Source organism: Paenibacillus sp. FSL R10-2782 (genome assembly GCF_038592985.1).
Lineage (GTDB): Bacteria > Bacillota > Bacilli > Paenibacillales > Paenibacillaceae > Paenibacillus > Paenibacillus terrae_C.
Map to the genome: position 1 here is coordinate 1841149 of NZ_CP151951.1, position 26448 is coordinate 1867596.

The 26448-nt window shown below is 45.0% G+C and carries 25 protein-coding genes; 15 read left to right on the forward strand and 10 right to left on the reverse strand.

Annotated elements, in window-relative coordinates:
- Positions 1–134: 134 nt before the first annotated feature.
- The 5 genes from NST83_RS08565 to NST83_RS08585 all read left to right on the forward strand — a co-directional run bounded on the left by NST83_RS08565 (position 135) and on the right by NST83_RS08585 (position 6233).
- Complete coding sequence (locus NST83_RS08565; RefSeq protein WP_342417302.1) at positions 135–1019, forward strand: SDR family NAD(P)-dependent oxidoreductase; 885 nt, start codon at positions 135–137, stop codon at positions 1017–1019.
- A 255-nt stretch (positions 1020–1274) separates the two neighbouring features.
- On the forward strand, positions 1275–2930 hold the full coding sequence (locus NST83_RS08570) for a helix-turn-helix domain-containing protein (protein WP_342417303.1): 1656 nt from the start codon (positions 1275–1277) through the stop codon (positions 2928–2930).
- Positions 2931–3111: 181 nt separating this feature from the next.
- A complete protein-coding gene (locus tag NST83_RS08575; RefSeq protein ID WP_342417304.1) occupies positions 3112–4062 on the forward strand; it encodes an iron-hydroxamate ABC transporter substrate-binding protein in 951 nt (316 codons plus the stop codon).
- Between the two features lie 159 nt (positions 4063–4221).
- Positions 4222–5229 carry an iron ABC transporter permease gene (locus tag NST83_RS08580; protein WP_342417305.1) on the forward strand — a complete coding sequence of 336 codons (1008 nt, stop codon included), beginning with the start codon at positions 4222–4224 and terminating at the stop codon, positions 5227–5229.
- Positions 5226–6233, forward strand: a complete 1008-nt coding sequence (locus tag NST83_RS08585) for an iron ABC transporter permease (protein ID WP_342417306.1) — start codon at positions 5226–5228, stop codon at positions 6231–6233. Before NST83_RS08580 ends, NST83_RS08585 begins: the two co-directional genes overlap by 4 nt.
- A gap of 178 nt (positions 6234–6411) precedes the next feature.
- Here NST83_RS08585 and NST83_RS08590 read toward each other — a convergent pair whose 3' ends face one another.
- The 3 genes from NST83_RS08590 to NST83_RS08600 are packed head-to-tail and all read right to left on the reverse strand — an operon-like array spanning position 6412 to position 8858.
- Positions 6412–7416: an alpha/beta hydrolase gene (locus tag NST83_RS08590; protein WP_342417307.1), complete on the reverse strand. Its 1005-nt coding sequence runs from the start codon at positions 7414–7416 to the stop codon at positions 6412–6414.
- On the reverse strand, positions 7413–8066 hold the full coding sequence (locus tag NST83_RS08595) for an N-acetyltransferase (RefSeq protein WP_342417308.1): 654 nt from the start codon (positions 8064–8066) through the stop codon (positions 7413–7415). The genes NST83_RS08590 and NST83_RS08595 overlap by 4 nt, the downstream gene beginning before the upstream one ends.
- A gap of 27 nt (positions 8067–8093) precedes the next feature.
- Entirely contained in the window at positions 8094–8858 is a 765-nt protein-coding gene (locus tag NST83_RS08600; protein ID WP_342417309.1) for a MerR family transcriptional regulator, read from the reverse strand.
- Between the two features lie 205 nt (positions 8859–9063).
- Between NST83_RS08600 and NST83_RS08605 the strand changes: the two genes are divergently transcribed.
- Entirely contained in the window at positions 9064–9942 is an 879-nt protein-coding gene (locus NST83_RS08605; protein WP_342417310.1) for a radical SAM/SPASM domain-containing protein, read from the forward strand.
- 142 nt (positions 9943–10084) lie between these two features.
- Here NST83_RS08605 and NST83_RS08610 read toward each other — a convergent pair whose 3' ends face one another.
- A complete protein-coding gene (locus NST83_RS08610) occupies positions 10085–10651 on the reverse strand; it encodes a TetR/AcrR family transcriptional regulator (RefSeq protein WP_342417311.1) in 567 nt (188 codons plus the stop codon).
- Between the two features lie 195 nt (positions 10652–10846).
- On the opposite strand from NST83_RS08610, the gene lpdA reads away from it, so the two are divergent.
- Entirely contained in the window at positions 10847–12232 is a 1386-nt protein-coding gene (lpdA, locus tag NST83_RS08615) for a dihydrolipoyl dehydrogenase (RefSeq protein ID WP_342417312.1), read from the forward strand.
- A 120-nt stretch (positions 12233–12352) separates the two neighbouring features.
- The gene (locus NST83_RS08620; protein WP_342417313.1) at positions 12353–14335 is read left to right on the forward strand and encodes an AraC family transcriptional regulator; all 1983 of its coding nucleotides are present in this window, start codon (positions 12353–12355) and stop codon (positions 14333–14335) included.
- Positions 14336–14565: 230 nt separating this feature from the next.
- On the opposite strand, the gene NST83_RS08625 is transcribed toward NST83_RS08620, so the two are convergent.
- From NST83_RS08625 to NST83_RS08640, 4 genes are all read right to left on the reverse strand, one after another.
- Entirely contained in the window at positions 14566–15378 is an 813-nt protein-coding gene (locus NST83_RS08625) for a DNA alkylation repair protein (protein ID WP_342417905.1), read from the reverse strand.
- A gap of 87 nt (positions 15379–15465) precedes the next feature.
- Complete coding sequence (locus NST83_RS08630) at positions 15466–16116, reverse strand: peroxiredoxin-like family protein (RefSeq protein WP_342417314.1); 651 nt, start codon at positions 16114–16116, stop codon at positions 15466–15468.
- A gap of 78 nt (positions 16117–16194) precedes the next feature.
- Positions 16195–16869 (reverse strand): Crp/Fnr family transcriptional regulator, encoded by a 675-nt coding sequence (locus tag NST83_RS08635; protein ID WP_342417315.1) that lies wholly within the window; start codon positions 16867–16869, stop codon positions 16195–16197.
- 141 nt (positions 16870–17010) lie between these two features.
- Positions 17011–17898: a LysR family transcriptional regulator gene (locus NST83_RS08640; protein WP_137062475.1), complete on the reverse strand. Its 888-nt coding sequence runs from the start codon at positions 17896–17898 to the stop codon at positions 17011–17013.
- A gap of 127 nt (positions 17899–18025) precedes the next feature.
- On the opposite strand from NST83_RS08640, the gene NST83_RS08645 reads away from it, so the two are divergent.
- The 4 genes from NST83_RS08645 (at position 18026) to NST83_RS08660 (ending at position 22675) form a co-directional block, all read left to right on the forward strand.
- A complete protein-coding gene (locus tag NST83_RS08645; protein WP_342417316.1) occupies positions 18026–18706 on the forward strand; it encodes an O-methyltransferase in 681 nt (226 codons plus the stop codon).
- 312 nt (positions 18707–19018) lie between these two features.
- The gene (locus tag NST83_RS08650; RefSeq protein ID WP_342417317.1) at positions 19019–19765 is read left to right on the forward strand and encodes a DeoR/GlpR family DNA-binding transcription regulator; all 747 of its coding nucleotides are present in this window, start codon (positions 19019–19021) and stop codon (positions 19763–19765) included.
- 2 nt (positions 19766–19767) lie between these two features.
- On the forward strand, positions 19768–20679 hold the full coding sequence (gene pfkB, locus NST83_RS08655; protein WP_137062478.1) for a 1-phosphofructokinase: 912 nt from the start codon (positions 19768–19770) through the stop codon (positions 20677–20679).
- Between the two features lie 67 nt (positions 20680–20746).
- A complete protein-coding gene (locus NST83_RS08660; protein ID WP_342417318.1) occupies positions 20747–22675 on the forward strand; it encodes a fructose-specific PTS transporter subunit EIIC in 1929 nt (642 codons plus the stop codon).
- 128 nt (positions 22676–22803) lie between these two features.
- Here the strand turns inward: NST83_RS08660 and NST83_RS08665 are convergent, their stop codons facing one another.
- Positions 22804–23679 (reverse strand): LysR family transcriptional regulator, encoded by an 876-nt coding sequence (locus NST83_RS08665; protein ID WP_342417319.1) that lies wholly within the window; start codon positions 23677–23679, stop codon positions 22804–22806.
- 111 nt (positions 23680–23790) lie between these two features.
- On the opposite strand from NST83_RS08665, the gene NST83_RS08670 reads away from it, so the two are divergent.
- The gene (locus tag NST83_RS08670; protein ID WP_137062481.1) at positions 23791–24177 is read left to right on the forward strand and encodes a tautomerase family protein; all 387 of its coding nucleotides are present in this window, start codon (positions 23791–23793) and stop codon (positions 24175–24177) included.
- Between the two features lie 68 nt (positions 24178–24245).
- Positions 24246–24581, forward strand: a complete 336-nt coding sequence (locus NST83_RS08675) for a carboxymuconolactone decarboxylase family protein (protein ID WP_342417320.1) — start codon at positions 24246–24248, stop codon at positions 24579–24581.
- Positions 24582–24686: 105 nt separating this feature from the next.
- Here the strand turns inward: NST83_RS08675 and NST83_RS08680 are convergent, their stop codons facing one another.
- Positions 24687–25307, reverse strand: a complete 621-nt coding sequence (locus NST83_RS08680; protein WP_137062483.1) for a GntR family transcriptional regulator — start codon at positions 25305–25307, stop codon at positions 24687–24689.
- Between the two features lie 243 nt (positions 25308–25550).
- Here NST83_RS08680 and garR point away from each other — a divergent pair, with 243 nt between their 5' ends.
- On the forward strand, positions 25551–26444 hold the full coding sequence (gene garR / locus NST83_RS08685; RefSeq protein ID WP_342417321.1) for a 2-hydroxy-3-oxopropionate reductase: 894 nt from the start codon (positions 25551–25553) through the stop codon (positions 26442–26444).
- Positions 26445–26448: the final 4 nt, after the last annotated feature.

The window sequence follows — 26448 nt, forward strand, 5'->3', positions numbered from 1 at the left end:
GTAATATAGTTGATTTATATCAAGTATATAGTCACGCCAACTGAATGTCAAAACTTAAGACGGGTCTAACGGAGCAAAGCAATGAACGGCCCATTACATTGACAATGACTATTTCTGCACAAAGGAGAATCAATATGACGGCTAATCCGATTGTTGTAATAACTGGCGCAACAAGTGGTTTGGGGCAACTCGTTGCGATTGAATTGGCTAAACGTGGTACTCATCTTGTCCTGACAGCCAGGAGCAGGGATCGCGCTGAAGCTACTAAAGAAATTATTAAAGGTATGAGGCCCTCAACAAAAGTAGACTATTTTTTAGGGGATCTATCTTTAATGAAAGATGTCAGACGTATGGGAAACGAGATTTCAACTGCATACCCCAAAATAGATGTGCTTTTGAATAATGCAGGATTGCATGCATTCGAACAACGGGTAACCTCCGAGGGATTAGCAGAAATGATGGCTGTGAACTATTTAGCACCGTGGTTATTGACGCACGCCTTACAGCATTCCTTGAAAAATGCAGGAAGCGCCAGAATTGTCAATGTTGCCTCTGAGGCTTCACGCAATCATGGCGAGCTTGAGCTCCCTGAGGATTTGACCAATATAGCCCCTTTTACTGCCAGAGGCTCGTCTGAAATTTATGGAAAAACCAAGCTGTTTAACATTATGTTTACGGGTGAACTGGCACGTCAATGGACTGGTACGGGGGTCAGTGTTAACGCTCTGAATCCGGGGTTTAATGTTACTGGTCTCGGACGTGAGCTCTGGTTTGCATCAATGCTTGAGCGTTTATTGAATTTTTTTCATATTGGTGATCCACGCAGAGGAGCTGATATTATGACTCGTTTAATTGTGGATCCGCAGTACCAGGCAGTTACAGGAGGGTATTTTAATGTCGGAACCGGACATTCGATTGTACCTGTACACCCCGGTGGAGATATTGCTATGCAAAATAAACTGTGGAACTGTACGAAAGAATTACTACAACAAAGAGGTTTTCTTAACAATATGACCTGATTTTATGGATTACAGCGGCTAAACTGAGGACTGTATTGTAAAAATCCAAGGTGGGGTAGCATGAGCATAGTATACTCTTGCGAAATACATGATCTGCATAAGATGTGGAATTTGGAGAATAGCAGTAGCATGAAAAAGGTTTGATCATTTATAGTGTAGATATCGTTTTTATGCTATATAATTGGACTTTTTTGCTTAATACAACGCAGAGGACTGAAAGACATTCCTCAATATTTTGTAATGGAGGCTTTGCTTGTGGATAACGTTGTCTCGGAGTGGGCAGAGTCCCATTTTCCTTTATATACTGCTGACAGCATCCATTCGCTGTACAGCACCTCTAATTTTCCGATGTACAAGATTCATGAGAGTGTAACCGTGCTGATTGCGATTGCCAGCGGCAAAGGCATTCTCAGGATTCATGACCAAATGTACGAGCTTGTGGAAGGGAGCGTCATCCTTCTCCCGGCGCATAGCCATGCCGCTTTAATTACGAATCTCCAGCAACCACTTCATGCTTATAAACTTTTAATCCGTACGCTTGAGCAGGTGAGCGCTCTGCCCGCAGGCGCAATGATGCGGAAAAGCGAGGTGGCCTCCAATGCCAATATTCAGTTTTCCCATTATGAGCCTGCGATTGTGGCTAATGTGGAGGAGCTGTATATCCATCGTTTACCTGCTAGTGAAGCCCGTCATGTGCAGAATCAAATTATCTTTCACCAAATCATTCTTCAACTGTTGAAACAGCAGGAGGCCAAGTATGCTGCCAGTGAGCAGCCGTCGATGGAACACAGCATTACGTATTTGGAAAATCACTATAACGAGAAAATAACGCGTGAGCAGTTGGCCTCGATTGCAGGCGTAAGCCGATCACATTATTCTATCCAGCTTAAGCAGCTTACCGGTTTTTCCCCGAACGAATATTTGTCGCGGCTGCGCGTTCATCGAGCCAAAGAGCTGTTAATTAACGGATCAGGCACGCTCCGGGAAATTGCAATGAAGGTAGGTTACAAGGATGAATTTTATCTAAGCCGTCGTTTTAAGCAGCATACAGGAGCATCACCTTCAAGCTACAACCGCGGATCATCCCAGCGTGTGGCTGTATTGCTTATACCTTACGCCAGCCATCTGTTGCTGCTTGGGTTGGAACCTGCTGTCACCATTTCGGAAAGCAGCGAATATGTGAAGACGAATGGTCTGGAGCCACCGCAAACGATGAAGTTTATAAGCACGAACTGTTCTGCTGAACAGGTGAACTCAGTATTGCTCGATACCAACATTGAGTTGATCATTGCAGCCAAACAGCATTTGCACCAATATGGGCTAAATCCTGAGCATTTGCGAGTTGTAGCGCCTATCGTGGAAATTTCATGGATGGAAATGGGATGGAAAGAGCATCTGCGTCGTATTGCACATGCTGTTCAGCGGAGCGATCGGGCAGAGCAGTGGCTGGCTGCTTTTGAAAAGGAAGAACAGGCAGCCCGTTCACTGATCCAGCAATGCGCAGTCGCTCATGAAATTATAACGATTCTGGTGATTAAGCCAGATAAGCTGCTCGTTTACGGAGCGAGAAATGTCGGATATATTATCTATCAATCGCTTGGACTACGGCCTCCTGAATTGATTGGGCAGGAGATGAAGAAGCGTGGGGATCAATTTCATTCTATTCCCATTGAGATATCCGAACTTGCGGCTTATGCTGGGTCTCAATTATTGGTTGCTGTGTTTCCGGATGAGAAGGGCTCCACCGCACATAGTGAAAAGATATTCAGGTCCTCCTATTGGAGCAGCCTTCCCGCTGTACAGCGGAATAATGTACATCTGCTTGACCTGGATGAATGGTTGCCCTACAATCCGGTTTCTATTCGTTTGCAGCTTCAACGCGCGGTAGCTTTATTTACAAGTAACCAATAGTCCAAGTCATTTTCCAAACAAAAAGGCATGGCTCGGCGCATAGTGGTTCCATATAATTAGTTCATACAAATGAGAATGAATTTCATAATCAATGAAAGAGATACTAAGTTTAAAATTAGCATCTCATGCACGATATGAAGACTCATTGAACATAGCGTTTTGAAAGGGAGAGAGTTATTTTATGAAAAAGCTTTTTATTCCGCTGGTACTTTTACTTGTGGTTGTATTGAGTGCTTGTGGCGGAAACCAAGCGAACCATACCCAGAATAGTAAAAGTTCGTCCTCTGAGGCTGCTTCGGACTCTAAATCGGAATCTACCACATTCGTCTACCAATCCGAGAATGGCCCCGTGGAGGTTCCGACCCATCCACAACGCGTCGTTGTGCTTACCAGGTTCTTAACAGGTAACGTTATGGCGCTCGGTGTGCCTCTGGTCGGTGTGGACGAAATGTCCAAGACCAACCCGAATTTTGAAGAGAAGCTCGAAGGCGCCGAGGCGGTTACAGATGAAAGTCTGGAGAAGATCATCGAGTTGAATCCGGATCTTATTATCGGGCTTTCAGATATTAAGAACGTCGATAAATTTAAGCAAATCGCTCCTACTGTCACTTATACATATGGCAAGGTGGATTTCTTAACCCAGCAACGTGAAATCGGAAAATTGTTGAATAAAGAAAAAGAAGCACAAGCCTGGGCCGATGATTTTACAGCCCGTGCTCAAAAAGCCGGAAAAGAAATCAAGGCGAAAATCGGTGCAGATGCGACGGTTTCCGTTATCGAAACATTCAATAAGCAACTCTATGTCTATGGCGATAACTTTGGCCGCGGAACCGAAATTCTCTATCAGGAGTTCGGACTCGCCATGCCGAAGAAAGTCAAGGAGGCGACCCAGAAAGAAGGCTATCTTGCCTTATCGACGGAGGTTATGAAAGATTACCTAGGTGACTATGTCATTTTTAGTAAAAACGCGGATGAGGATAATTCGTTCCAGAATACCGAAACGTACAAGAATATTCCCGCTGTCAAGAATCAACGTGTCTTCGAGGCCGACGCGAAGGCGTTCTACTTTAACGATCCACTGAGTATGGAATACCAATTGAAATTTTTCATTCAACATTTTCTCGGTCAGTAAGAGTTGATTCCTATTTCGGGACTGCAACGCTTAGGGTCGCCTACGATTCAAATCATGGCAACGATTCGTCTTTCGTTGTAAACCAATTTACCCGATGCGAAGGAACTTGTTAACCAACAGTTTCTTCGCATATTTCATTAAAGAAGAGATGAGAGTCCGATGAAGATTAAACAACATGCTTTTCCCTTTGCATATAAGCTTCTTGGCAGCGTGCTGGCGCTCATTTTGTGTTTCATCATTTCAATGATATTCGGTGCAGCGGAAACGACGCTCCACGACCTGTGGCTTGCTCTCACCTCGGGTACCAAGGATGACAAGATTCTCATCCTGCGTGAGATTCGGCTACCCCGCGAGCTGGCGGCGATGCTGGTTGGTGCCGCTTTTGCTGTGTCCGGTGCTATTATGCAGGGAGTTACCCGCAATCCACTGGCTGATCCAGGCTTGCTGGGCCTGACTTCCGGCGCCAATATGGCACTCGCATTGGCTTTCGTATTCATCCCCGGGATCAACTACTTCGGTATCATGGTTGCCTGCTTTCTCGGTGCTGCTCTGGGAGCAGTGTTAGTCATTGTCCTTGGCTCAATGCGCCGAGGACACCTGTCCCCGATCCGAATCGTTCTGGCGGGAGCGGCTGTCTCTGCGTTTTTGTATGCCATCTCGGATGGCGTCAGCATCGCTTTCAAGATTTCAAAGGACGTATCCATGTGGACCGCCGGGGGCCTGATTGGAACGACATGGGGGCAAATACAGGCCATTGCGCCAGTGATCCTTATCGGAATTGTGGCAGCTCTGATACTCTCCAACCAATTGAGTATTCTCAGCCTGAGCGATGAGGTGGCGGCAGGATTAGGGCAAAATCTGTTAAGGATCAAATTCATCCTGTTCGTTCTTGTTATTGTGATTACGGGCGCATCGGTCGCGCTTGTTGGAAACATGGCATTTGTGGGGCTGATGATTCCTCACATCGTCCGCAAAATGGTTGGTACCGATTATCGGTATATCCTGCCTTTCTCGATTTTTGTAGGAGCTACGTTCTTGCTGCTTGCAGATACGCTGGGGCGCACGATTAATGCACCTTACGAGACTCCGGTGGCGGCCATCGTGGCGATGCTGGGCTTGCCCTTCTTTCTGCTCGTCGTGCGTAGAGGAGGTAAAGCTTTCTTATGATCCTATCCGCCCTTGTTCGAAAACAACGCCTGATTCTGCTCATCAGTTTAGGGCTAATCGTTCTAACCGCTATAGCCAGCATGGCTTGCGGGTATTCTTCATTATCGTTTGACAGGCTGATCCCTGTTTTGTTCGGTCAAGGCACCTTCAAAGAAGAGTTTGTTCTGTTCTCCGTCCGACTGCCACGGATTTTTATTACGTTGTTGTCGGGTATGGCGCTTGCGTTATCTGGTTCTATTCTACAAAGTATCACCCGTAACGATTTGGCTGACCCAGGCATCATCGGCATTAATTCTGGCGCGGGCGTAGCGATTGCGTGCTTCTTTCTGTATTTCCCGATTGATGTCGGATCTTTCGTCTATGTTCTGCCACTTGTCGCTTTTATGGGCGCATTAATAACAGCAGCTTTGATCTATGTTTTCTCGTATAGCCGAGCGAACGGACTTGATCCCATTCGGCTGGTGTTGGTCGGGGTTGGTTTCTCACTCGCGTTGTCGGGAATTATGATCGTAATCATCTCCTCGACGGAACGCTCGAAGGTTGATTTTATCGCAAAATGGATTGCGGGCAATATATGGGGCACGGACTGGCCGTTCATTTGGGCACTGCTTCCCTGGCTGATCCTGCTTATACCGTTTACCTTGTACAAATCTCAACGTCTCAATCTTCTTGCTTTGAGCGAACCGTCGGCGATTGGCGTCGGTCTGAGGCTTGAACGGGAACGCCTCGTTCTTATTCTGACGGCGGTCGCCGCGGCTGCATCTGCGGTATCCGTCACAGGCGGTATCGCGTTTATCGGGTTGATGGCCCCGCACATGGCCAAGTCACTGGTCGGCCCTCGTAATCAGTTGTTCATTCCCGTCGCGGTTCTGCTTGGCGGCTGGCTGCTCTTAACCGCGGACACGATTGGTCGCAATCTCACAGATCCCGACGGTATTCCAGCGGGCATCATGGTGTCGTTAATCGGTGTGCCTTATTTTGCTTATTTGCTGCTTAAAAAATAGCTCGCATTATTAAAAAGAAGGAGGAGGGATATCTCTAAACATTAAGAACTATCGCTGATAAGCATCAGGTCAAGGCTTTCATTCATGGTAATCCATATGTGTAGTCCGGGAGGGGAGCAGATCTGGGACTACACATGTGGATTATTTTATTTTCCTTTTCTCTAAATGGGGAAACATTTTAACGCCGAATGACGTAATCAGCAAGGATTTTTAGATACTCATCATTCACCAATTTTCGGGGGGCAAATACGGCAGTTAAGAAAGTGAGAGACTTGGAATGCGCGATTTTTTCATTCATCATGGAATGATCGGCTTCAGGTAAATGGATGACGGATAGCAACTGCGAAGGCACCTTCTGTCGATACACTCGTTCGGTATCTTTGACATCAACATTTATATCTTTACCAGCTAGAACCAATAGTACTGGAGAATGGAAGTAACCTAATTCTTCAGTAGAGTCAGACTGATAATTCTCACCTATAAAATACCATCTTTCTCTGGAAATTAAATTGTCAGAGTTAGCTATTTTCAGGTATTCTTCGTAAGAAGCATGTTTTTGCAGTAACTGCAAAATATGTTGATTATAGTCCAATCTCTTTGTAATTTCTTGCGGAGTAGCCCCAGCTTGTTCCATCTCTTTTCTGGTGTTAAATTGCCCTTGTGTAATCCAGTTCACTGCTGGTGATACTAGGATGCTGAAAGCAATGTTATGCTCCTCTTTCACGATCTTCGGAATGACCCAGCCTGCTTGACTTGCTCCCCATAGGCCGATTTTCTGCTTATCGATCATCGGCAAGGTTCTCGCCCAGGCTATTGCATATCGGATATCCTGTGCCCGGTCCTCCATGCTTTGGTCCAGCCAATTTCCAGGAGCGCCATTAATACCGGGCTTGTTCAGTGACAAAGAGGCATAACCCTTGGAAGCGAACCTTTCCCACAGTGGTTTGTATCCATCATCGTATGTGTCATTGATCGGACCATCTCCATGGACAAAAACAACCAGTCCAACCTTTCCTGAGTAGTCCTTAGGCAAAGCTAATGTACCCGTTAATATCCCTTTAGGAGTCTCAATTTGTACCTTTTCTTCCGTCATCTTGTAGGAATTTTGATATAAAATAAACAATATTAAGGCAGCGGCCAGAACTGCCGCAATACCAAGAGTAAGTGTTAATGTTTTTTTCAATGATGTTCTCTCCTCGAATGCAGTGTAGCTCCTTTCCAGCTCATCAGATGCCATACAGGCTCCTTAAACCAAAAATGCCGCAAACCATTATATTTGGATTGTTCTACTTCAAACGCTAGTTTGTGATACAAACGGATAGCCCCTTGATTCTTATACGCTACATGAAGCGTCAACACATCAAAACCGGATTCAACCGTAAATTGCTGTGCGAAAGTTAGAAAACGTCGTCCTATCCCCTGATTACGATGACTTGCGCGAATCGCCAAATGATCGATGTAACACTCATCTGGGGCAGGCTTATATTCCAACGCATGCATACCTGTCAAAAATTTAAATACATTGAAGCAGCCAAACTGTTTTATGAGCGGAACCCAAGAAATAGGTATTGTTTTAGGAAGCGAAGAGGAAGGTGCTTTCCATGTGAGGGAGAGGACACCGACAACTTCTTTGTTCTCTTTAACTACAAATTGCTTCATCGTTGAAGGATGAGGGTCTTGAACCCAGACCTTCATGAGTAGCTGCTGCATATCCTGATCCTCCAGTGTAACAAGAGCTTGAAATTTAGTTTTAAATGATTCCACTAAGAGCTTACATACAGCTTCATAGTCTTGTTTTTGATAAGCAACAATATCAATTGACTCTGGACTCATGTAACGGCCTCCCGCACTCCAAAAAGTTTATTTTACTTCAACTTGAATCTCATAATACAACCTGTTGTTGTCGAACATGGAAAGATAGGATTTTTCCACCAGAATAAATTTACTTTGGCACTTATATTGGTGCTGAGCAACATAGCGCTCCAGCTGTTGGATTTCATATTCAATCTCAGCGTCTTCAGTGACGGAAAAAGGCTTATAAAGATAGCTGCCTTCTTCCAGAATATAGTCAGCTGTATCTGTTATTTCTGTCGTTTCATAACATAGCTTCACCTGTCCAGAATCAGCTAGATAATGCAGATCATTTTCAAATAACTGGGGTGGAGCGGGCCGCTGTTCGAATAGATCTCTGGCAGTTAGCTCTTGACCCTCCTCCAATTCAAACCACAGCTTTAAATATCGGGGGCCAAGCAGCCTGATCTGATATCCATGGCCCTGCTGGGTGAGGTTATGATGTTCTTTTAGCACTTTGTGAATAAACTGCTCAAGCTGCTTCAAGTTAGCTATTTCATCCTGTACTTTCTGCAACGAATGCTCTAAAAGATGGTTATAGTCATCGGATGAGTAGGAAGTCATGCATTCTTCAATCTGACCCACAGAGACATTTAATTTACGTAGCATTAAAATATGGGAAAGCTGATAAATCTCATGAAGACCATACATTCGATATTGATTTTTTTCTGTGTATGACGGATACAGAATCCCCTTTTCTTCAAAATATCGCAGTTGATGTACAGATACATTCATAAGCTGTGAAAGCTGGCTGATCGTAATGTATTCTTTCAATGACAGGACTCCTTCTGTGTTGTTGAATAACACTACTATAAACCTTAGGTCTGACCTAAGGTCAATAGCAAATGGAGGACAGCAGAAGATGCGCAAGTGAACGAACATAAATGATTTACCTGTCCGCGATAACCCGGTATAATCATAGGAATTAGATTAATGAGCATAATAAGATGTTCAGGATGAAGATTAGAATGGGGAAATCATGTTGAAGACTTTTAAAAAGGTATATATTGAAATTACAAGTATCTGCAATCTCGCTTGCAGCTTTTGCCCTCAGACGCAGCGTGTGAAAAAATTTATTGATCCTGAAATCTTTCGGAATGTTCTTGATCAGGTCAAGCCGCATACGGATTTCATTTATTTGCATGTAAAAGGAGAGCCGTTGCTTCATCCGAAAATTGACCTTTTGCTGGAGAGCGCTCATGAAAAAGGGTTGAAGGTGAATATTACCACCAACGGCACTTTGCTGCCGAAAACCGGACATAAGCTGTTGGGTCAGCCTGCGCTACGACAGATGAATTTTTCGCTTCACAGCTTTGACGGGCATGAAGGCTCGGTAGACCGTGAAGGATATTTGGGCAATATTTTTACGTTTGCAAGAGAAGCTGTCAAGCATAATGTTATTATTTCGTTTCGTCTCTGGAACCTGACTCAAGATAATTTGACAAATGTGCAGCGTCAGCGCAATCGGGAGACACTTGAGCGATTGGAGCAAGAATTTGAGTTAGACTACCGGATTGAGGAAAAAGTGATACCGGGCAGTGGGGTCAAAATCGCACCAAACGTTTATTTAAATCAGGATCACGAATTTGAATGGCCAAGTCTCAGTGCCCCGGAGGATGATGGAAAAGGCTTTTGTCATGCGCTTCGCAGTCAGGCTGCGGTATTGGTCGATGGAACAGTCGTCCCTTGCTGTCTTGATGGGGAAGGCGTTATAAATTTAGGTAACGTGCATGAGCAATCTTTTACCGACATTGTTGAAGGGGAACGTGCAAATCGCTTGTACTTCGGATTCTCCAAGAGAGAAGCGGTGGAAGAGCTGTGCCGCAAGTGCGGGTACCGTAAACGATTTGGAACCTAACAGAGATTGGGCGGGTGGGACATGCAATCTCTGACAAATTGCCGTTCCCATATTGAGTTTAAACCCATAGGAAAAAGCCGCTAAATACCAAGGATTGATTGGTGTTTAGCGGCTTTTTTGCGTACGTGAAACATGTTCACATTCAACTGTTAGCCAGCGCTTTGGCGTATTGTTTGCCTGCCGAGAGAAGGCTGTCGCTCAGTTCAGGATCATTAACTGAACGTGCAAGCACTAGAGAACCGACCATACTGCTGAACAACGCGCTACCTTTGGACAGATCCATTCCCGCCATATAGGAGATAAACGTAATCATTCGTGTCAGCTCCTGCGTGAATATCTGCCGGATTTCTTCAGAAGAACGGGCTATGTCTACGGAAAGAGCAGGAATAATACAGCCCATTTCTGTTTGATCACGGTGATGGGTGCTTAAATAGTAGTCGATGATAACATTAATTTTGGGATCTTGCGATTCTTGGTCAACAGCCTTCTGAAGCAGTGCGAGGGTATCACTGACAGCATAGCGACAGGCTTCAGCGACTAGCTGTTCTTTGTTCTCAAAGTGTGAATAAAATCCGCCGTGAGTTAATCCAGCCCCTTTCATAATAAAGGGCACACTTACATCGTGGATACCGTTGGCGCGAAAAGCCTGGGCAGCACTTTCAACGATCTTGCTCCGTACTTTAATCTTGTGGCCTTTTGGATAAGGCATTGTAATCACTCCACGGCTTCATAATGCTAACTTCAAAATATTATAGTCATCATAATAAAACGTGTCAATTGGTCTTCTTGCAACGACAACTTCAGCATGGCTGATCACGACTATTGACGTATTTTAAATATGATGACTATAATATATTATGATCATCATATTTAAATCGGGCAATTTCAAAGGGAGGCATCAGGTATGAGCAAGCTTGAATCTGTAGATACACTGGTCATTGGATCAGGTCCAGGAGGTTATGTGGCGGCAGGGCGTTCTGCTCAGCTTGGAATGAAGACAGCCATTGTCGAACGCAGTCAGCTAGGTGGAGTCTGTACGCATGTGGGCTGCATTCCATCCAAAGCTTTGATTGCCGAAGCACATCGCTATGAGGTACTCAGGCAGTTCAATCAGGCCGATACAGCAGCGTCATTCGTGAATGCTCAAGCCTTCAAGCAGGGGATTGTGAACAAGCAGGCAGGCGGAGTCGGATATTTAATGAAAGCGGGAGGTGTGAGTATTCTGGAAGGGGAGGCAAGCCTGGTTGATGAGCATACAGCTATCATCAAGCAAAATGGAGCGGAACAAACGATATCCTTTAAGCATGCCATATTGGCAACCGGTTCCCGCCCAATCGAGCTGAAAGCATTTCCGTTTGGCGGACGTATTTTGTCCTCTACAGATGCGCTTTCGCTTCCAGAGGCTCCGACCAGTCTGGTCGTGATAGGCGGTGGATATATCGGCATCGAGCTTGGACAGATGTATGCCAAATTTGGAACTAAGGTAACAATTCTGGAGGGAGGGGAACGGATATTGCCGGGATTTGAGGCGGATCTTGTGGCCCCTGTTGTCAAGCAGTTGAAGACAGATGGCGTAAACATCGTAACTGGTGCGACAGCCGAAAAAGCCGTGCAGAATACGGATGCCATTACGCTGCATTATTCAAAAGATCAGGAGCAGCATCATGTTACCGCAGAGTTTGTATTAGTTACTGTAGGCAGAAAGCCCAATACAGATGGCACGTTAGGACTGGAGCACATTGGCTTGCCAGTGACGAGCAGAGGGCTGATTGAGACAGACGAGCAGTGTAGAACGGCTATACCCCATATTTTTGCCATTGGAGATATTACGGCGGGTCCAGCTCTTGCCCACAAAGCTTCCTATGAAGCGAAGATTGCGGCAGAAGCGATTGCAGGTCAAGCTGCCAAAGTGGATTATAAAGCCATACCGCTGGTTGTTTTTTCTGAACCGGAGCTGGCTAGTGTTGGCCTAAGTGAAACCGAAGCCAAGGAACAAGCATTACCGATTGTCATTGGCAGAGCCTCGTTTGGGATTAACGGCAGAGCACTGGCACTAAGGGCAGCAGACGGATATATCAAAATCGTAGCAAAAAAAGATTCGGGAATCGTACTGGGGGCGCAAATCGTGGGTGTTGAAGCCTCAACACTCATTTCGGAGCTTGCTCTAGCTATCGAGATGGGCGCAACCGTAGAAGACTTGGCTCTAACCATTCATCCCCATCCCACATTGGGAGAAGTAATTATGGAGGCTGCGGAGAACGCGGTCAAAAAAATGGACAGTGCAAAGTAGAGGCTCCGTACGAAATCAATTCATTGCCTGTGAGAATGATTATCAACTATAATATATTATAGTTGAATGTGAATGCGATCAGGTACGTGGATGGTTTGGATCGGGGGCTGGACAAAAGCAATGAAATTAAATGATCACATCTTGCTCTGGAATCATGTTTTTATACAAGTGTTGGATGTTCGTCATAAGAAAATGGGTAAAGAGGAGGAGTTGCGGAGCTATAGACTTCCGGCTAGTGCGTTCTTGTTTACTCTGCGCGGTAGTGCGCGAGTGCGGCTGGACGACAGCATTCATAGGGTGGAGCGTTTTCATGTGCTGCATGGGGGAAAAGGAATGTGCCTGAGCGTCATTACGGATGATGTGCTTGAATATTACATCATCCTGTACAAGGCAACGTTGGCCCTGACCTGTCGCAAGGAGATTGCACAATTGTTGGAAAAGGAAAATCCTTTTCAGAATCAGTATGCCTTCGCACCTCATTACCCGCTGCCCCTGTATGATAAAGTAAAGCTGTTGGAGCAAGAATGGCGTAAAGCTTCCGGACTTGGAAAACTGCATGTCAAAGTCTTATTTCAACAATTTGTATATGAGCTGTTGCAGCAGTTGTATCGACAAGGCATTGAACCCCTTAAGCCCGACCTGGTAGTGCAGGCTGTAGCATATATTCGTGAGTACTCCAGCCGCTCTATGACACTTGAGTCCATTGCAGAGGAACTGCAGTGTAGCACCGGGCATCTATCAAGGCTGTTCAAGAATAAAATGCATACCAGTCCGATTCATTATTTGGGTCAGGTACGGATAGATCGAGCAGCTCAGCTTTTAATGGAGACGGACGCCACTTTACAGGAAATTGCGGAGATTGTGGGGTATCTGGATGCTCATTCATTAAGCCGCAGCTTTAAGAAATATAAAGGACTTTCTCCTGTACGATTTAAAAATGAACGGCAGCATCATGTCAGGAAGCAAGATCAGGATATGCCCCAAAAGATGCTAACATATGCCCTTCAGCAGACTTCTTCCACACGTTATACTGATATTGATTATCAATATCAGTATAACGTGGAAGGAGATTTATTCATGCACGGAAGAGTCAAAATAACCGCCATGATGATTATGCTGTGTTTATCATTGATGCTGGGAGCTTGTTCAGCTCCTGCCAATACAAATGGAAGCTCGCAATCAGAGGCTAATTCTACAACGACAGCATCCAATGGCGATGGACAAGCGACAGTGCAAGCAAAGACAAGAACAGTATCGACACTAAAAGGAGATGTAGAAGTACCTGCAAACCCGAAACGAGTTGCATCTGATCAGTATATGGGTCATCTTTTGAAACTGGGAATTATTCCGGTAGGGGTCAGAAGCTTTATGCTGAATGAGGCCTGGATTGATAAATCAGGATATCCCAAAGAGAAGTTGGTCGGAATCAAGGATCTCGGCGAATTTCCTATGAATCTGGAGAAACTGACGGTTCTGCAACCGGATTTAATCATAGGTTCGATAGAAAAAAACATCGACAGCTACCAAAAGGTTGGAACAACTGTGTTCCTGCCATATTGGGAGGGCGAATCTACACCGGGGCCGCTGGATAAATTCCGAAGAATTAGTGAAATCTTTGGTAAGGAGAAAGAAGCCGAGCAGTGGATCACTGAATATGAGAATAAAGTCGCAGAGGCCAGAAAGAAAATTGACGGTATCGTTAAGGACGGAGAGACAGTTTCGATCGTGCAGGTTGCGAACAAATCAGTATATGTTTTAGCGGCAGAAGGCGGAAATTACGGAAGTCCAACCATTTATCAGATGTTAAAGCTGCCACCTACGAAGAAAGCATTGCGCATGAAAGAAGGATTTGAAAATATTTCGCTTGAGGTTTTGCCTGAGTATACAGGGGATCATATCTTTGTGTACGGTTCGGAAGATGATGGGGCCAATCAAGTTCTAAATAGTGAGCTATGGAAAGGCCTTCCGGCTGTAAAAAAAGGACAGGTTTATATGTACGGTTCATTCAGCGAAAAGGGCGATGAGTTTGTCATGGAAGATCCTTATTCGCTGGAGCTTCAACTTGACACGATTGTTAATATCTTATTAGCTCACAAAAAATAAAGTTTTATATAACTTTTAACAATCGGCTCTTGGCCTGATTCGTGCAGAACGTGTAACATACATTTCCGATAAATCATTTGGTCCAAAGAGAAATAAACCGCTAAATACGAGGGAAAACCCTGTGTTTGGCGGTTTTTGTATGATGAATTCCTCCATTCCTAATATTCCAGATATATCTCATAGTTTATGTGTATCATCTGGATAAGGATTGGATAGGGAAGAGTCTCTAATTACTGATTTTTTATCAAGCTTCTTGTGGCTCGGGTCACTATTCGTTTGGTTTCCTTCGTATCCGAAGTCTCCAGCCACGCATCACAAACTTGAAGCACCCATTCCGGCTTGGTTTTACTGGCATCATTCAGCCAATTACCTACCGAGTCCTGAACATATTTGGTCGAGTCGGATTGAACAGCTTCCAAAAGTGGAAGTGCCAGCTCTGGGTGTTCTTTCAATTCAGGAATGTGCTTGGCCCAGACACCTTGTGGCCGGGTCAATTCGATGGCAAAACGACGTATATTAGCATCCTGATCCCGTACCCAATCGTTTAAAAGTATGAGCGATTCCAGCAGTTGCATGGCTACGGGCCGTCTTACAGCCATCCAGGCAATTTCACGCACCCCAAAATGTGAATCCGCTGCAAAAGGGCGAATGCTCGCCAATTTCTGTTCTACACTTAAACGGGGATCAATCCCGATGATGTAGGCAGCCCAGCAGCGAATGCTGTCTGAAGGATGAGAGGCCATCGCATCAAAGATTCGAGTACGTTCTTGATGTGTTTGTTGCTCGAACAAGTTCAGCCATGCTTGGGCAATCGCGGGGATTATTTTCATGATCCTTTTTTCCCTCAGATGATCCAATTCGGACAAGAAGATTTCGGATGATCGCTGCAATCCAAACTCATCAAGTGCATTTTGTAGCAGTAAAGCATGATCGACAGCTAGCCATTCGGTGAGATTCACCGTCTGAAGCTGTCCCTGCTGTAGCAGGTGAAGCACATCATCAGGAATATCTGTTCCCTTGCGAGCCCCTTTTCGTTGTAATATCGAATCTGGAATTAAGAATTGTTTTTTAGGATTCATATATTGCCCCCATCAGTGCAGATAGATAAGAATTATTTTTTAATGGTAATTCTAGAGAGAGCGTAGAACTTGTAATACGTCAGCAGGCTCCATACGTTTTTTATAATCAGCATCAGCATATCCTGCACGAATGATACCTTCTTTATCAATTACATAGGTAGCGGGTACGGGGAGTTCCCAGGCACTGTTACCATGAAAAGTATCCAGAGAAATGTCTAATGATTTGTAAAGCTCATGTGCATATTCAGGAAGTTTGAATTTGAGATTGTATTTTTCTGCTATTTGATTATGCAGGTCACTTAAAACATGAAAGCTCAATTCATTCTTCTGTTGCATACTCATTGAATGTTCGGGAGTTTGCGGACTCACGGCAATCAGCTGAGCATGGAGCGACGTTATCTCATTCATGTACCGTTGGTAGGCTTGGAGCTCCAGATTGCAGAACGGACACCAGTGCCCTCTGTAAAAGATAAGAACAACAGGTCCCTTTGTCGTTTCTTCAGATAGTGTTATAACTTGGCCTGTATAATCGGGTAAGCTAAAATCAGGCGCTTTGGTTCCAAGGCTTAATCCATAAGTGGCATTCAAATTGCGAATATCCTGGATCGTCTTATCAAATATATCCAGTACTTCTGAAGGAAGCATTTTTTCCATGTCTGCTTTGGCTGCTTCCAGATCACTTTGTAATTTTTGATATTCCATTGCGTTCACTCCATATCGTATGTTTTTTCTGGTAGCTATACGATACTTCTTTTCTCTGAACTATAGATGTAATGTAGCTTACAACTTCGGCAGCTTTTCGCGATGGATATAAATGGTTTTAAATCCGGTCTTAATGACCTTTTCTTTTACAAGCTCCTGTAAAGCAGCAGTTACAGCTTCTCGGGTTGCACCGACCAAATGAGCGATTTCTTGATGGGATAGCGGGAAATTGATTTTATAATACTCATCTTCACTTTGGAGGGCGAACTGATCGGACAGTTTTATAAGAACATATAAAATTTTATCCTGTAAATTCCCCAAAGCCAGATGTTGGGCCAAACGGCTCATACCTGAGATTCGATCGCTTAACACTTTGATCAAGTTCATCATGAACCGGGGATGTTGGATTAAAAAATGCTCAAAACGGTCTTTGTCCATCCGGCAGATATCGCATTCTTCTATCGTTTCTATATACATATCCCTTGTCCCTAGTGAAATCATATCCATTTCACCAAATACATTCCCCTCGCTGAGGATATCCAAAGTAAATTGCTTTCCGTCAGCGTTTAGCTTATAAAGACGTACTTTTCCCTTCTTTACAAAATAAAGCCCTTCGGAAAAGGTATCCGGGGTTTGAATAAACGTATTTTTCGGTAGGGTCGTAATGGAAGTCATTTGATCCATTTCAACTAAATCCTCTAATGAGAGACTATCAAGCAGATTGAATTGGGATAGGTATTGAATGCTATTCATATGTTCTCCTTATGGTTGCTGGTGGTGTACAGAATCATAATACAATTATAGCTTGTCTAAGGAACTTTGGTCTCTTCTATTACTCACAGCCAGAAGTCTATCTGGAGAAGATTATGGAGGGGGGCTTCATTAATCTCCCCCTCAGGAGTTGCTGCGGATGAGCTGAATAAGGTTCAGGGCAGCGGCAGATAGAGGTTCATTTTTGCGGGTACAGATAGCGATTGAATTTTGAAGCTGGATGTCTTCGACGTATACCCGGCACAGCTCGCCGCGTTCTACATATTCGCGTACGACCAACGAAGACACAAAGTTCGCACCGTATCCGGCAATAACTGCGGTAATGGCCTCATGCAATCCCGTGAAGTTCAGGGTGATCTGGGGAACTGGAGCATTGTAGGTTCGACATAAGGAAAACAATCGCTCCCGTGTCGAGCTTCCCTTTTCACGCATAACAAAGGGTTCATGCATCATCTCTAATAAAGTGACCTGCTGATTAGCGTATCGGTGATCCGGTGCGACGACAAACCATAGCTCATCACGAAACAATTCTTCTGTCTCAATCGTATCCGGGTGTTGCTCTGGCAGTCCCCCATAGACGGCAAAGTCCACTTCTATATTTAATAGCTGCTTCAATGCATCATTGGAATTGGTTGTGTTAATCGTCATTTCAACGTGTTCATATTGTTGCTTGAACTTCGCAATCCAGGTCGGAATTAGAAAATGAGCCGGTAAATAAGTAGCAGCCAGCCGGATATGCCCATGGGTTCCATCACGATAATCCTGTGAAAATTGTTCGATTTGCTGTTCAACGGCAAAGAGCCGTTTGGCGAGTAAAGCAAGCTTTTCACCAGCATCGGTCAAGGCAATTCCTCTTCCCAGCGGCATGAGCAGTGTGAGGGATATTTCTTTTTCGAATTTTTTAATTTGAGCGGTAATAGCAGGTTGGCTGATATTTAATAGTTCAGAGGCTCGTGTCACACTTCCGGTGGAGGCGACCACATGGAATAAACGTAACGCATGCAGGTTCATTGTAGAACTCTCCTTTTTCGATTATTCATATATTTAGATTATAAATAACGCAAAAACATATATTATTTTTATAATAATAATTCATTTACAATCAAAGTGTAAGTTAATACAAAGGAGAGTGGAGCAAATGAATCAAACGAATCAAACGAACACATGGGATCAAGTAGACCAGTATATTTCGGATCGTCTCATTCCGCATGATGCTATTCTGGAACAGGTACTGGCTGCTAATCAAAAAGCGGGATTGCCTCCGTATGATGTATCACCCAATCAGGGAAAACTGTTAAATATCTTTGCTCAAATGCAAGGTGCACAACGCGTGCTGGAGATCGGTACTTTGGGAGGATATAGTACAATCTGGCTGGGAAGGGCGTTGCCGAAGGACGGAAAAATTGTTACGCTGGAAGCCAATCCGCTTCATGCTGAAACAGCCCGGTCCAACATAGCGTTGGCCCAATTGGATGGAATGGTCGAACTTCGTGAGGGAGACGCATTAAAACAGTTAGCACAGATGGAGGAAGAACGCGTTGCCCCTTTTGATCTAATCTTTATTGATGCAGATAAACCGAATAATCCATTGTATCTAGCTTGGGCACTCCGTTTGTCGCATCCTGGCACGGTGATTATTGGCGATAACGTCATTCGTGAAGGAGAAGTCATTCAAGCCTTAAGCACAGACCCTCGTATACAGGGGGTAAGAAAATTTTATGATTTGCTGGCTGAAGAATCGAGGATTACAGCTACAGCCATTCAGACGGTAGGAAGCAAAGGCTATGATGGTTTCGTCATCGGAATCGTAAATGGTTAAATGGCCGAAATCTGCTAAGCACAGAGGGGACCAACCCAGGTGTTTAGCTTTTTTGTTGTGGTAAAATGGTGCTGATGGAAGCAGTAGAACGTTTTTGAACGTTTACTGCTGAATTCCTATGTAAGAAGAATGTATTTACATAAAAATGGATGCCATTCCCTTTCAATGTAAACGCAACCATGGCGTTGGGGCTTGGAATTCACCATTTTGTAAAAAAATGAAGTTGGGATGAAGTTTTTTGAATCTTTTTGAATAAAAATGATTGTTTTTTGTGAGGTTTATGGTACGATATGAATAGTTGGGGGAATGAAGATGCTGACGGAAGAAAGATACAAGTTAATAATACAGCGCTTACAAGAGCGTGGTGTTGTAAAGTTGCAGGAATTGGTCGATCTGTTGGGCGCTTCTGAATCAACGATTCGACGTGATTTAATCGATCTTGAAGCCCGTCAGTTGCTAAAGCGGATTCATGGCGGGGCAGCCTTGCTGAATCAGAAAAGTCAAGAACCTGGCATGGAAGAAAAAGCATTCAAAAACGTTCAACAGAAAAACGCAGTCGCTCGTATGGCCGCCAAAGAAATTTTGGATGGCGAATGTATTTATCTGGATGCGGGAACAACAACGATGGCGATGATTCCTTACATTGAAGCTAAAGACGTGACGGTCGTGACAAATGGCCTATCCCACGTAGAAGCACTGGTAAGCAAACGAATCAGAAGCTATCTACTGGGAGGGATGATGAAAATTCATACCAAGGCCGTAATCGGGAGTATTGCCCTGCAGAATATGGATAATTTTCGGTTCGACAAATGCTTTTTAGGAACGAACGGTGTCGATGTGGAAATGGGATATACAACTCCTGATCCCGAAGAAGCGTTGGTTAAACGGCGTGCCCATCAGCTATCCGGCAAAACCTATGTGTTGGCCGATTCCAGCAAAATTGGTGAAGTTACCTTTGCGAAGCTGTTCGAACTGAAGGAAGCTATCCTTATTACAGAATCGGTGCCTGAACGCTCACGCCGATCTATTGCTCAGAAAACTAAGATAATCGAGGGATAACGATGATATATACAGTAACGCTTAACCCTTCCATTGATTATATCGTGGAAGTTGACGACTTGAAGCTTGGTGATTTGAACCGGATGAAACGTGATTTGAAACTGCCGGGCGGCAAAGGTATTAATGTATCGCGTTTGTTGAATCAGTTGGGAGCAGACAGCACGGCGATTGGTTTTCTCGGAGGATTCACAGGCAGGTTTATCAACGATACATTGCGGGAGGAATCCATCAAAACTGATTTTGTAATCATCGAAGATGATACACGGATCAACATTAAGCTCAAGCATGGTGATGAAACGGAAATTAACGGCTTGGGACCTGCTATACGTGAGCAAGAGGCAGATGCGCTGGTGCAAAAGCTGTCGGGTCTCCAGAAAAATGACATTGTCGTCTTGTCTGGAAGCATCCCGCCATCACTTGGGGGGGACTTCTATGATCGGCTGATTAACGTGTGCCAGCAGACTGGGGCTGAATTCGTCATTGATACCACAGGTGAAGCGCTGATGAAGTCACTCGTTCATAAGCCGCTGCTCGTCAAGCCGAATCACCATGAGTTGGCGGAGTTGTTTGGCGTAACCATTCATTCAAAGGAGGAAATCGTCACTTACGGCCGCAAGCTGCTGGAAACAGGCGCAAAAAATGTTCTGGTTTCCATGGCAGGAGATGGAGCTTTGCTCATTACGGCAGACGAAGTGTACCACGCAAATGTACCGGCAGGAACGGTTAAAAATTCTGTAGGCGCAGGTGATTCCATGATTGCTGGATTCGTGGGTACGTTAGCTCTTGTTGGCGATCCGATCGAAGCATTCCGTGCAGGAGTGGCATCCGGAAGTGCAACCGCGTTCTCTGATGATCTGGCTACCAGAGAGAAAATTGAACAATTACGGCCGCAAGTCACGATTACAAAATGGTAATTCCGCTGCATCATGAGCTTATTAGGCGTGTGTTGACACGCTGATCGAACATAGGAGAGTGAGAAAAATGAGAATAACAGACCTGATGATTAAAGAAACGATGATCATGGACTTGCAGGCAACGACAAAAGACGGGGCGATTGAGGAACTCATCGCCAGTCTCGAAGCCAGCGGACGCATTAATGACCGGGCATTGTTCAAAGAAATGATTTACAAACGCGAAGCAGAATCCAGCACCGGAATCGGCGGCGGCATTGCGATGCCGCATGCCAAGACCAAAGCTGTGAATGAAGCGACTGTTGTTTTTGCAAAAAGCAGTAAAGGCGTAGATTTCGAATCGTTGGACGGTGAGCCGGCGAAAGTCTTTTTCATGATTGCGGCTCCAGAAGGAGCAGCGAATACGCATCTTCGCACACTGGCGGCGCTTTCCCGGTTATTAATTGATACCGATTTCATCGGTAAACTTATGAATACGCAAACACCGGGTGAAGTATCCGAGCTGTTTGATACCAAGCAGGCGGAAGTAGAAGCAGCCAAGCAAGCAAAAGAGGCGAAGGAAGAAGCTGCCAAGGCACAGCAAACACCAGACGTTATCGTTGGCAACCCGGATTCTGACGAGTTTGTGGTTGCGGTTACCGCTTGCCCTACAGGTATCGCACACACGTTTATGGCTGAAGACGCTCTCATTAAGAAAGCGAAAGATATGGGTGTAAATATCCGGGTAGAAACGAACGGCTCGGAAGGTGCACAAAACGTACTGACCCCGGATGAAATTCGTCGTGCCAAAGGTGTAATCGTCGCAGCCGACAAGAAGGTCGAAATGGCCCGCTTCGACGGCAAGCCTGTATTGCAAAGACCGGTAAGTGACGGTATTCGTAAATCTGAAGAACTGATCCGCAAAGCGCTAAACGGCGATGCTCCAATTTACCGCAGCGAAGGTAAGGGGAACGCGGAGGAGACGAAAGCAGAAAAAACCAGCGTCGGCAGCAAAATTTACAAGGATCTAATGAACGGTATCTCTCATATGTTGCCGTTTGTTGTAGGCGGCGGGATTTTGCTGGCTATCTCCTTCCTGTTCGAACAGATAGCGGGAGCGGAGAATCCGATTGTCAAGCTGTTACAAACGATTGGTGGCGGAACAGGTGCGTTCCACTTCCTGATTCCGATACTGGCCGGATTTATCGCGATGAGTATTGGGGATCGTCCGGCATTGATGCCAGGTATGGTTGGTGGTCTGATGGCTGTAAACTCTAATGCAGGTTTCCTTGGCGGTCTGGCAGCAGGTTTCATGGCTGGTTATGTGGTTATCTTCCTGCGTAAAGCTTTTAAAGGTCTGCCGAAAGCGCTGGATGGTTTAAAACCAATCTTGTTATACCCGGTATTTGGACTCCTAATTACAGGTGCGATTATGTTCTACCTGTTCGATCCGATTTTCGGTGGTATTAATACGTGGCTTGTCAATGTTCTGAACAATTTGGGTACAGGTAATGCAGTGATTCTGGGTCTGATTCTTGGTGGAATGATGTCGATTGACATGGGTGGACCTTTCAACAAAGCGGCTTATGCATTTTCAATCGGTGTCTTTACTTCCAGTGGTAACACGAACGGGGCTATGATGGCTGCTGTTATGGCGGGCGGTATGGTACCTCCGCTGGCGATCGCATTGGCTTCGACGTTCTTCAAAAATAAATTTACTGAGCAGGAGCGTAAGTCTGGTTTGACGAACTATGTACTCGGTTTGTCCTTTATTACAGAAGGAGCAATCCCATTCGCAGCTGCTGACCCTCTGCGCGTCTTAACCTCTTGTATTGTAGGTTCAGCGATTGCTGGTGGTCTGACACAGTTCTGGAAAATCAATCTTCCAGCTCCACATGGCGGAATTTTTGTAGCAGCTCTTGCCAATCATGCTTTGCTGTTCTTGCTTGCGGTGGCGATTGGTTCTGTGATTTCCGCGCTCATTCTGGGACTGTGGAAAAAACCGCTCGAAACGAAATAACTGGCGTCACTTCCTCCAGTCTCCATAATAGTAAAGCCGCTAAACACTAGGTTTATGAGTGTTTGGCGGCTTTTTCTTTATGCAAAGGTGTCGGCTTGCGAACTAAAACGATTTGCGCCTAGCCTGAGCTATCGCCTACAAAGCTCCTTAACCAGTTGCATAAACAGTTTTCGGGCTGAGGACATATATTGCTGATGCTGGTTGCTCTGTAATAGTCCAATAGGAATATTAGGGTCTGTTAGCTGGAGGGGTAAGGTGACTAAATCATCCGGCAGAGGCAATGACGATAGAACCACTCCAACCGAAGGAATCGTTTTTACAAATAAAGGTATAGACGAGATTTGGCTTACGGTATAAAAAAACGGCATCGACGGAAAGCGGGAAAGCTCTTTTTCCAGCCGGATATGGTACAGGCAGTTCTTCCCTCCAACGATAAGCGGGTACTCATACAGATCTTCGAGATGAAGCTCGCTTTTTGCAGCGAAGGGATGATCACGGGATACAATAAAGGCGATTTGTTCGTGATACACAGGTTCAAAGTGCAGGGCGGGAACGGAGTGAGATTCCCCGCAAATTGCAAAATCAAGCGTGTTGTCCAGCAAAGCGTGCGAGAGCGTATCCGTGTTTCCAACTGTAAAATGGCACGTCATATTCGGTTTATGCTCCCGAAACTGAAGCAGAACCGCAGGTAGTACGGAAGCCGCCACCGTTTCGATCACACCGATGTGGAGGGTGCCGATTTCCTCCTTTTTCAGAGAGTTGGCCTGATCTAATACATAACTCCAATGCTGAATAAGCCCATTTACCTCGTCTGCATACACTTTTCCTGAGGCCGTTAATTCTGCATCCCATCCCCTTTTAAAAAGCTGAAATCCCAGCTCCTTCTCCAGTCGCTGAACTTGGCTGGTTACTGTAGACTGTGCGTAGTTTAATTTGGCGGCAGCCTTTGAGAAGGTTCCTTCTTCAATAATGGTACGAAACGTGGTTAGCTCTTTCAGATCCATGAACACTCATCTCCATCGATAAAAATGAATATATTTATGTTTATTTTCAATTATATAGATGAAAATAGATGGAGTACAATTAATTTATCCCAACGGACAGGAGAGATGAACATGCCATTTGTACGAGTAGGTTACATGGAGGATCAATACACAGAGAAGGAGCTGCCTTTAATTAGCCGCTGTATCCTGGACGCTTTGATCGAGCATTTTCAGGTACCGGAAAAGGACTACTTTCAGGTTTTTCATGCTCATAAGCAAAGCGAGTTTTATTATAGTCCGGATTATTTGGATATACCCAGAACAGATAAGCTGCTGTATATCCAAATTACGATGGGATTAGGTAGAACTACGGAGCAAAAAAAGAGCTTCTACCAAAGGTTATCCGAACTCTTATCCACCGAATGTAAGATCAGGCCGGAGGATGTATTTGTCACACTGGTGGAAACGGAATTTGAGGATTGGTCCTTTGGCAACGGACTTGCCCAGATGATTCTGTAGCTGGAAACTGCACATCTGCATACGATCTGCATAACTGCACATCAGGGACGAAGGGAAGTGTTGAATGAATGAAGCATAAATTAATCACGTCGAGTGTACGGGAAAAGGTTGGAGATTTTGCGCCCGCTTTTGTGAACTATACGGAGGATGTTCTTTTTGGGGATGTATGGAGAAGAAGTGAGCTATCTCTCAGAGAACGGAGTCTCATAACCGTTTCCGCATTGGTAGCGGGTGAGCATGGGGGGCAGCTTACCTATCATCTGAATTTGGCTAAGGATAACGGATTATCGGAAGAAGAACTGGTTGAGGTCATCACTCAGCTTGCCTTTTATGTAGGATGGCCCCGAGCCGCCTCAGCGATTCAAATCGCCAAAGACGTATTTAGGGAAGGAAAAGAGAGTTAGGCGTTCGATCATTCACGAATTTTATACCCAAAAGACCGCTAAGCACAAGGACTCCAAGTGTTTAGCGGTTTTTTGGCATGGCATAGAAATGGATAATAGAAAAGCCTATCTGATCAGATGCAGACAAAAATCCAAATCCGCTTGAAGATGCTCCTTCATCAGCCGTTCTGCCGTGTCACCATCATGCGCCCGAATCGCTTCGCAAATGTGCTGATGCTCGTCAATCAGAAAGGGGCGATGATAGTAAACGACCGTATGACGGAATAAATAAATGACGGATTGCATCCGGTCAAATAAATCAATCATCATCGAATTATTGCTGGCGCTCATAATGATTTCGTGAAACTCTTTATTCGCTTGCATCACCTCATCCAGCGAGCCGGAGCGCCCAATTTCCACACATTGCTCCAAAGCCAGCAGCTCTGTCTCGGACAGATAGGCCGCTGCACTTCGCGCCGCATGTCCTTCAAGCAGCATACGCAGCTCAAAGGTATTACGCAGGTCGGTTTCAGAGAGCTTGACTACACGCTTATTGACGATAAGCCCCTCCTGCTCCAATTTGCGGATGGATTCACGGATAGGTGTCCGGCTCACACCGAGCTGCGTAGCAAGCTTTTCCTCGACCAGCTTGGTTCCCTGAGGAATCGTTCCGTTCAGAATCATATCACGCAGCGTTTCATAGGATTGCTGGTGCGCCGTTCGGGAGTTATTGCTGCTGTACTGCATGTCATTCACCTCTACGTCTACTTTAGCGAAAAGACGGAGGTTAAACAACGTTTATCCTATGTGTTCGATAAAAATTGATACAAATTTTAATTTTTTGTATACAAAAATGAATTTATTGTGTACAATTTCAAATGTAAAGACAAATTAATAGCGCTTACATGTGATAAAAAGCGTTTACAAATGGATTTTTATAAAAATCCTGAATAGGAAATCGAATTTGAAAAGCTACGGAGGGACTTTAACATGGCAAAGAAAATTGGATTTATTGGATTAGGTATTATGGGTCGTCCGATGTCGTTGAATCTTTTGAAAGCAGATTACGAGCTAACCGTATTTGATATTAATCAGGAGGCAGTCGCTGCTTTGGTGGCATCAGGGGCGCATGCAGCCGCATCTCCCAAGGAAGTTGCCGAGGGCAGTGAGATTATTTTCACGATGCTGCCGAATTCCAACCATGTGAAGGAAGTGGTTTTGGGCGAGAACGGGATTTTAAAAGGGGCTAGTGTTGGAAGCGTTATTGTGGATATGAGTTCCATTTCCCCCGTTGTCTCCAAAGAGCTGTCGGTGAAAGCTGCTGACGCTGGTCTGCATATGCTGGATGCACCTGTTAGCGGTGGGGAGCCGAAAGCAATTGATGGGACATTGGCGATTATGGTTGGCGGCAGTGAGTTCGTGTTCGAGCAAGTTTCGGATGTTCTGCATGTGCTGGGTCAGGACGTCACCCTGGTTGGGGATAACGGCTGCGGTGCAACGGCAAAGCTTGCTAATCAGATTATGGTTAATCTGAACATCGCAGCCATGTCCGAAGCGCTCGTATTTGCAGCCAAGGCGGGTATTAATATCGAAAAAATGTACCAGGCTATTCGTGGTGGATTAGCAGGCAGTGCGGTACTGGACGCCAAAGTTCCTCTGATTTTGGAACGTAATTTTGTAGCTGGCGGACGGATAGATATTAATCTCAAGGACATCACGAATGTTATGGAAACGGCTCATGATATCGGGGCACCTTTGCCACTTAGCAGCCAACTGCTGGAGATATTTCACGCACTGAAAGTGGACGGAAAAGCGGCAGACGATCATGGTGGAATCGTGCAGTATTTTGAAAAACTTGCAGGTGTACAGGTAAAAGCAGAGTAGGTAG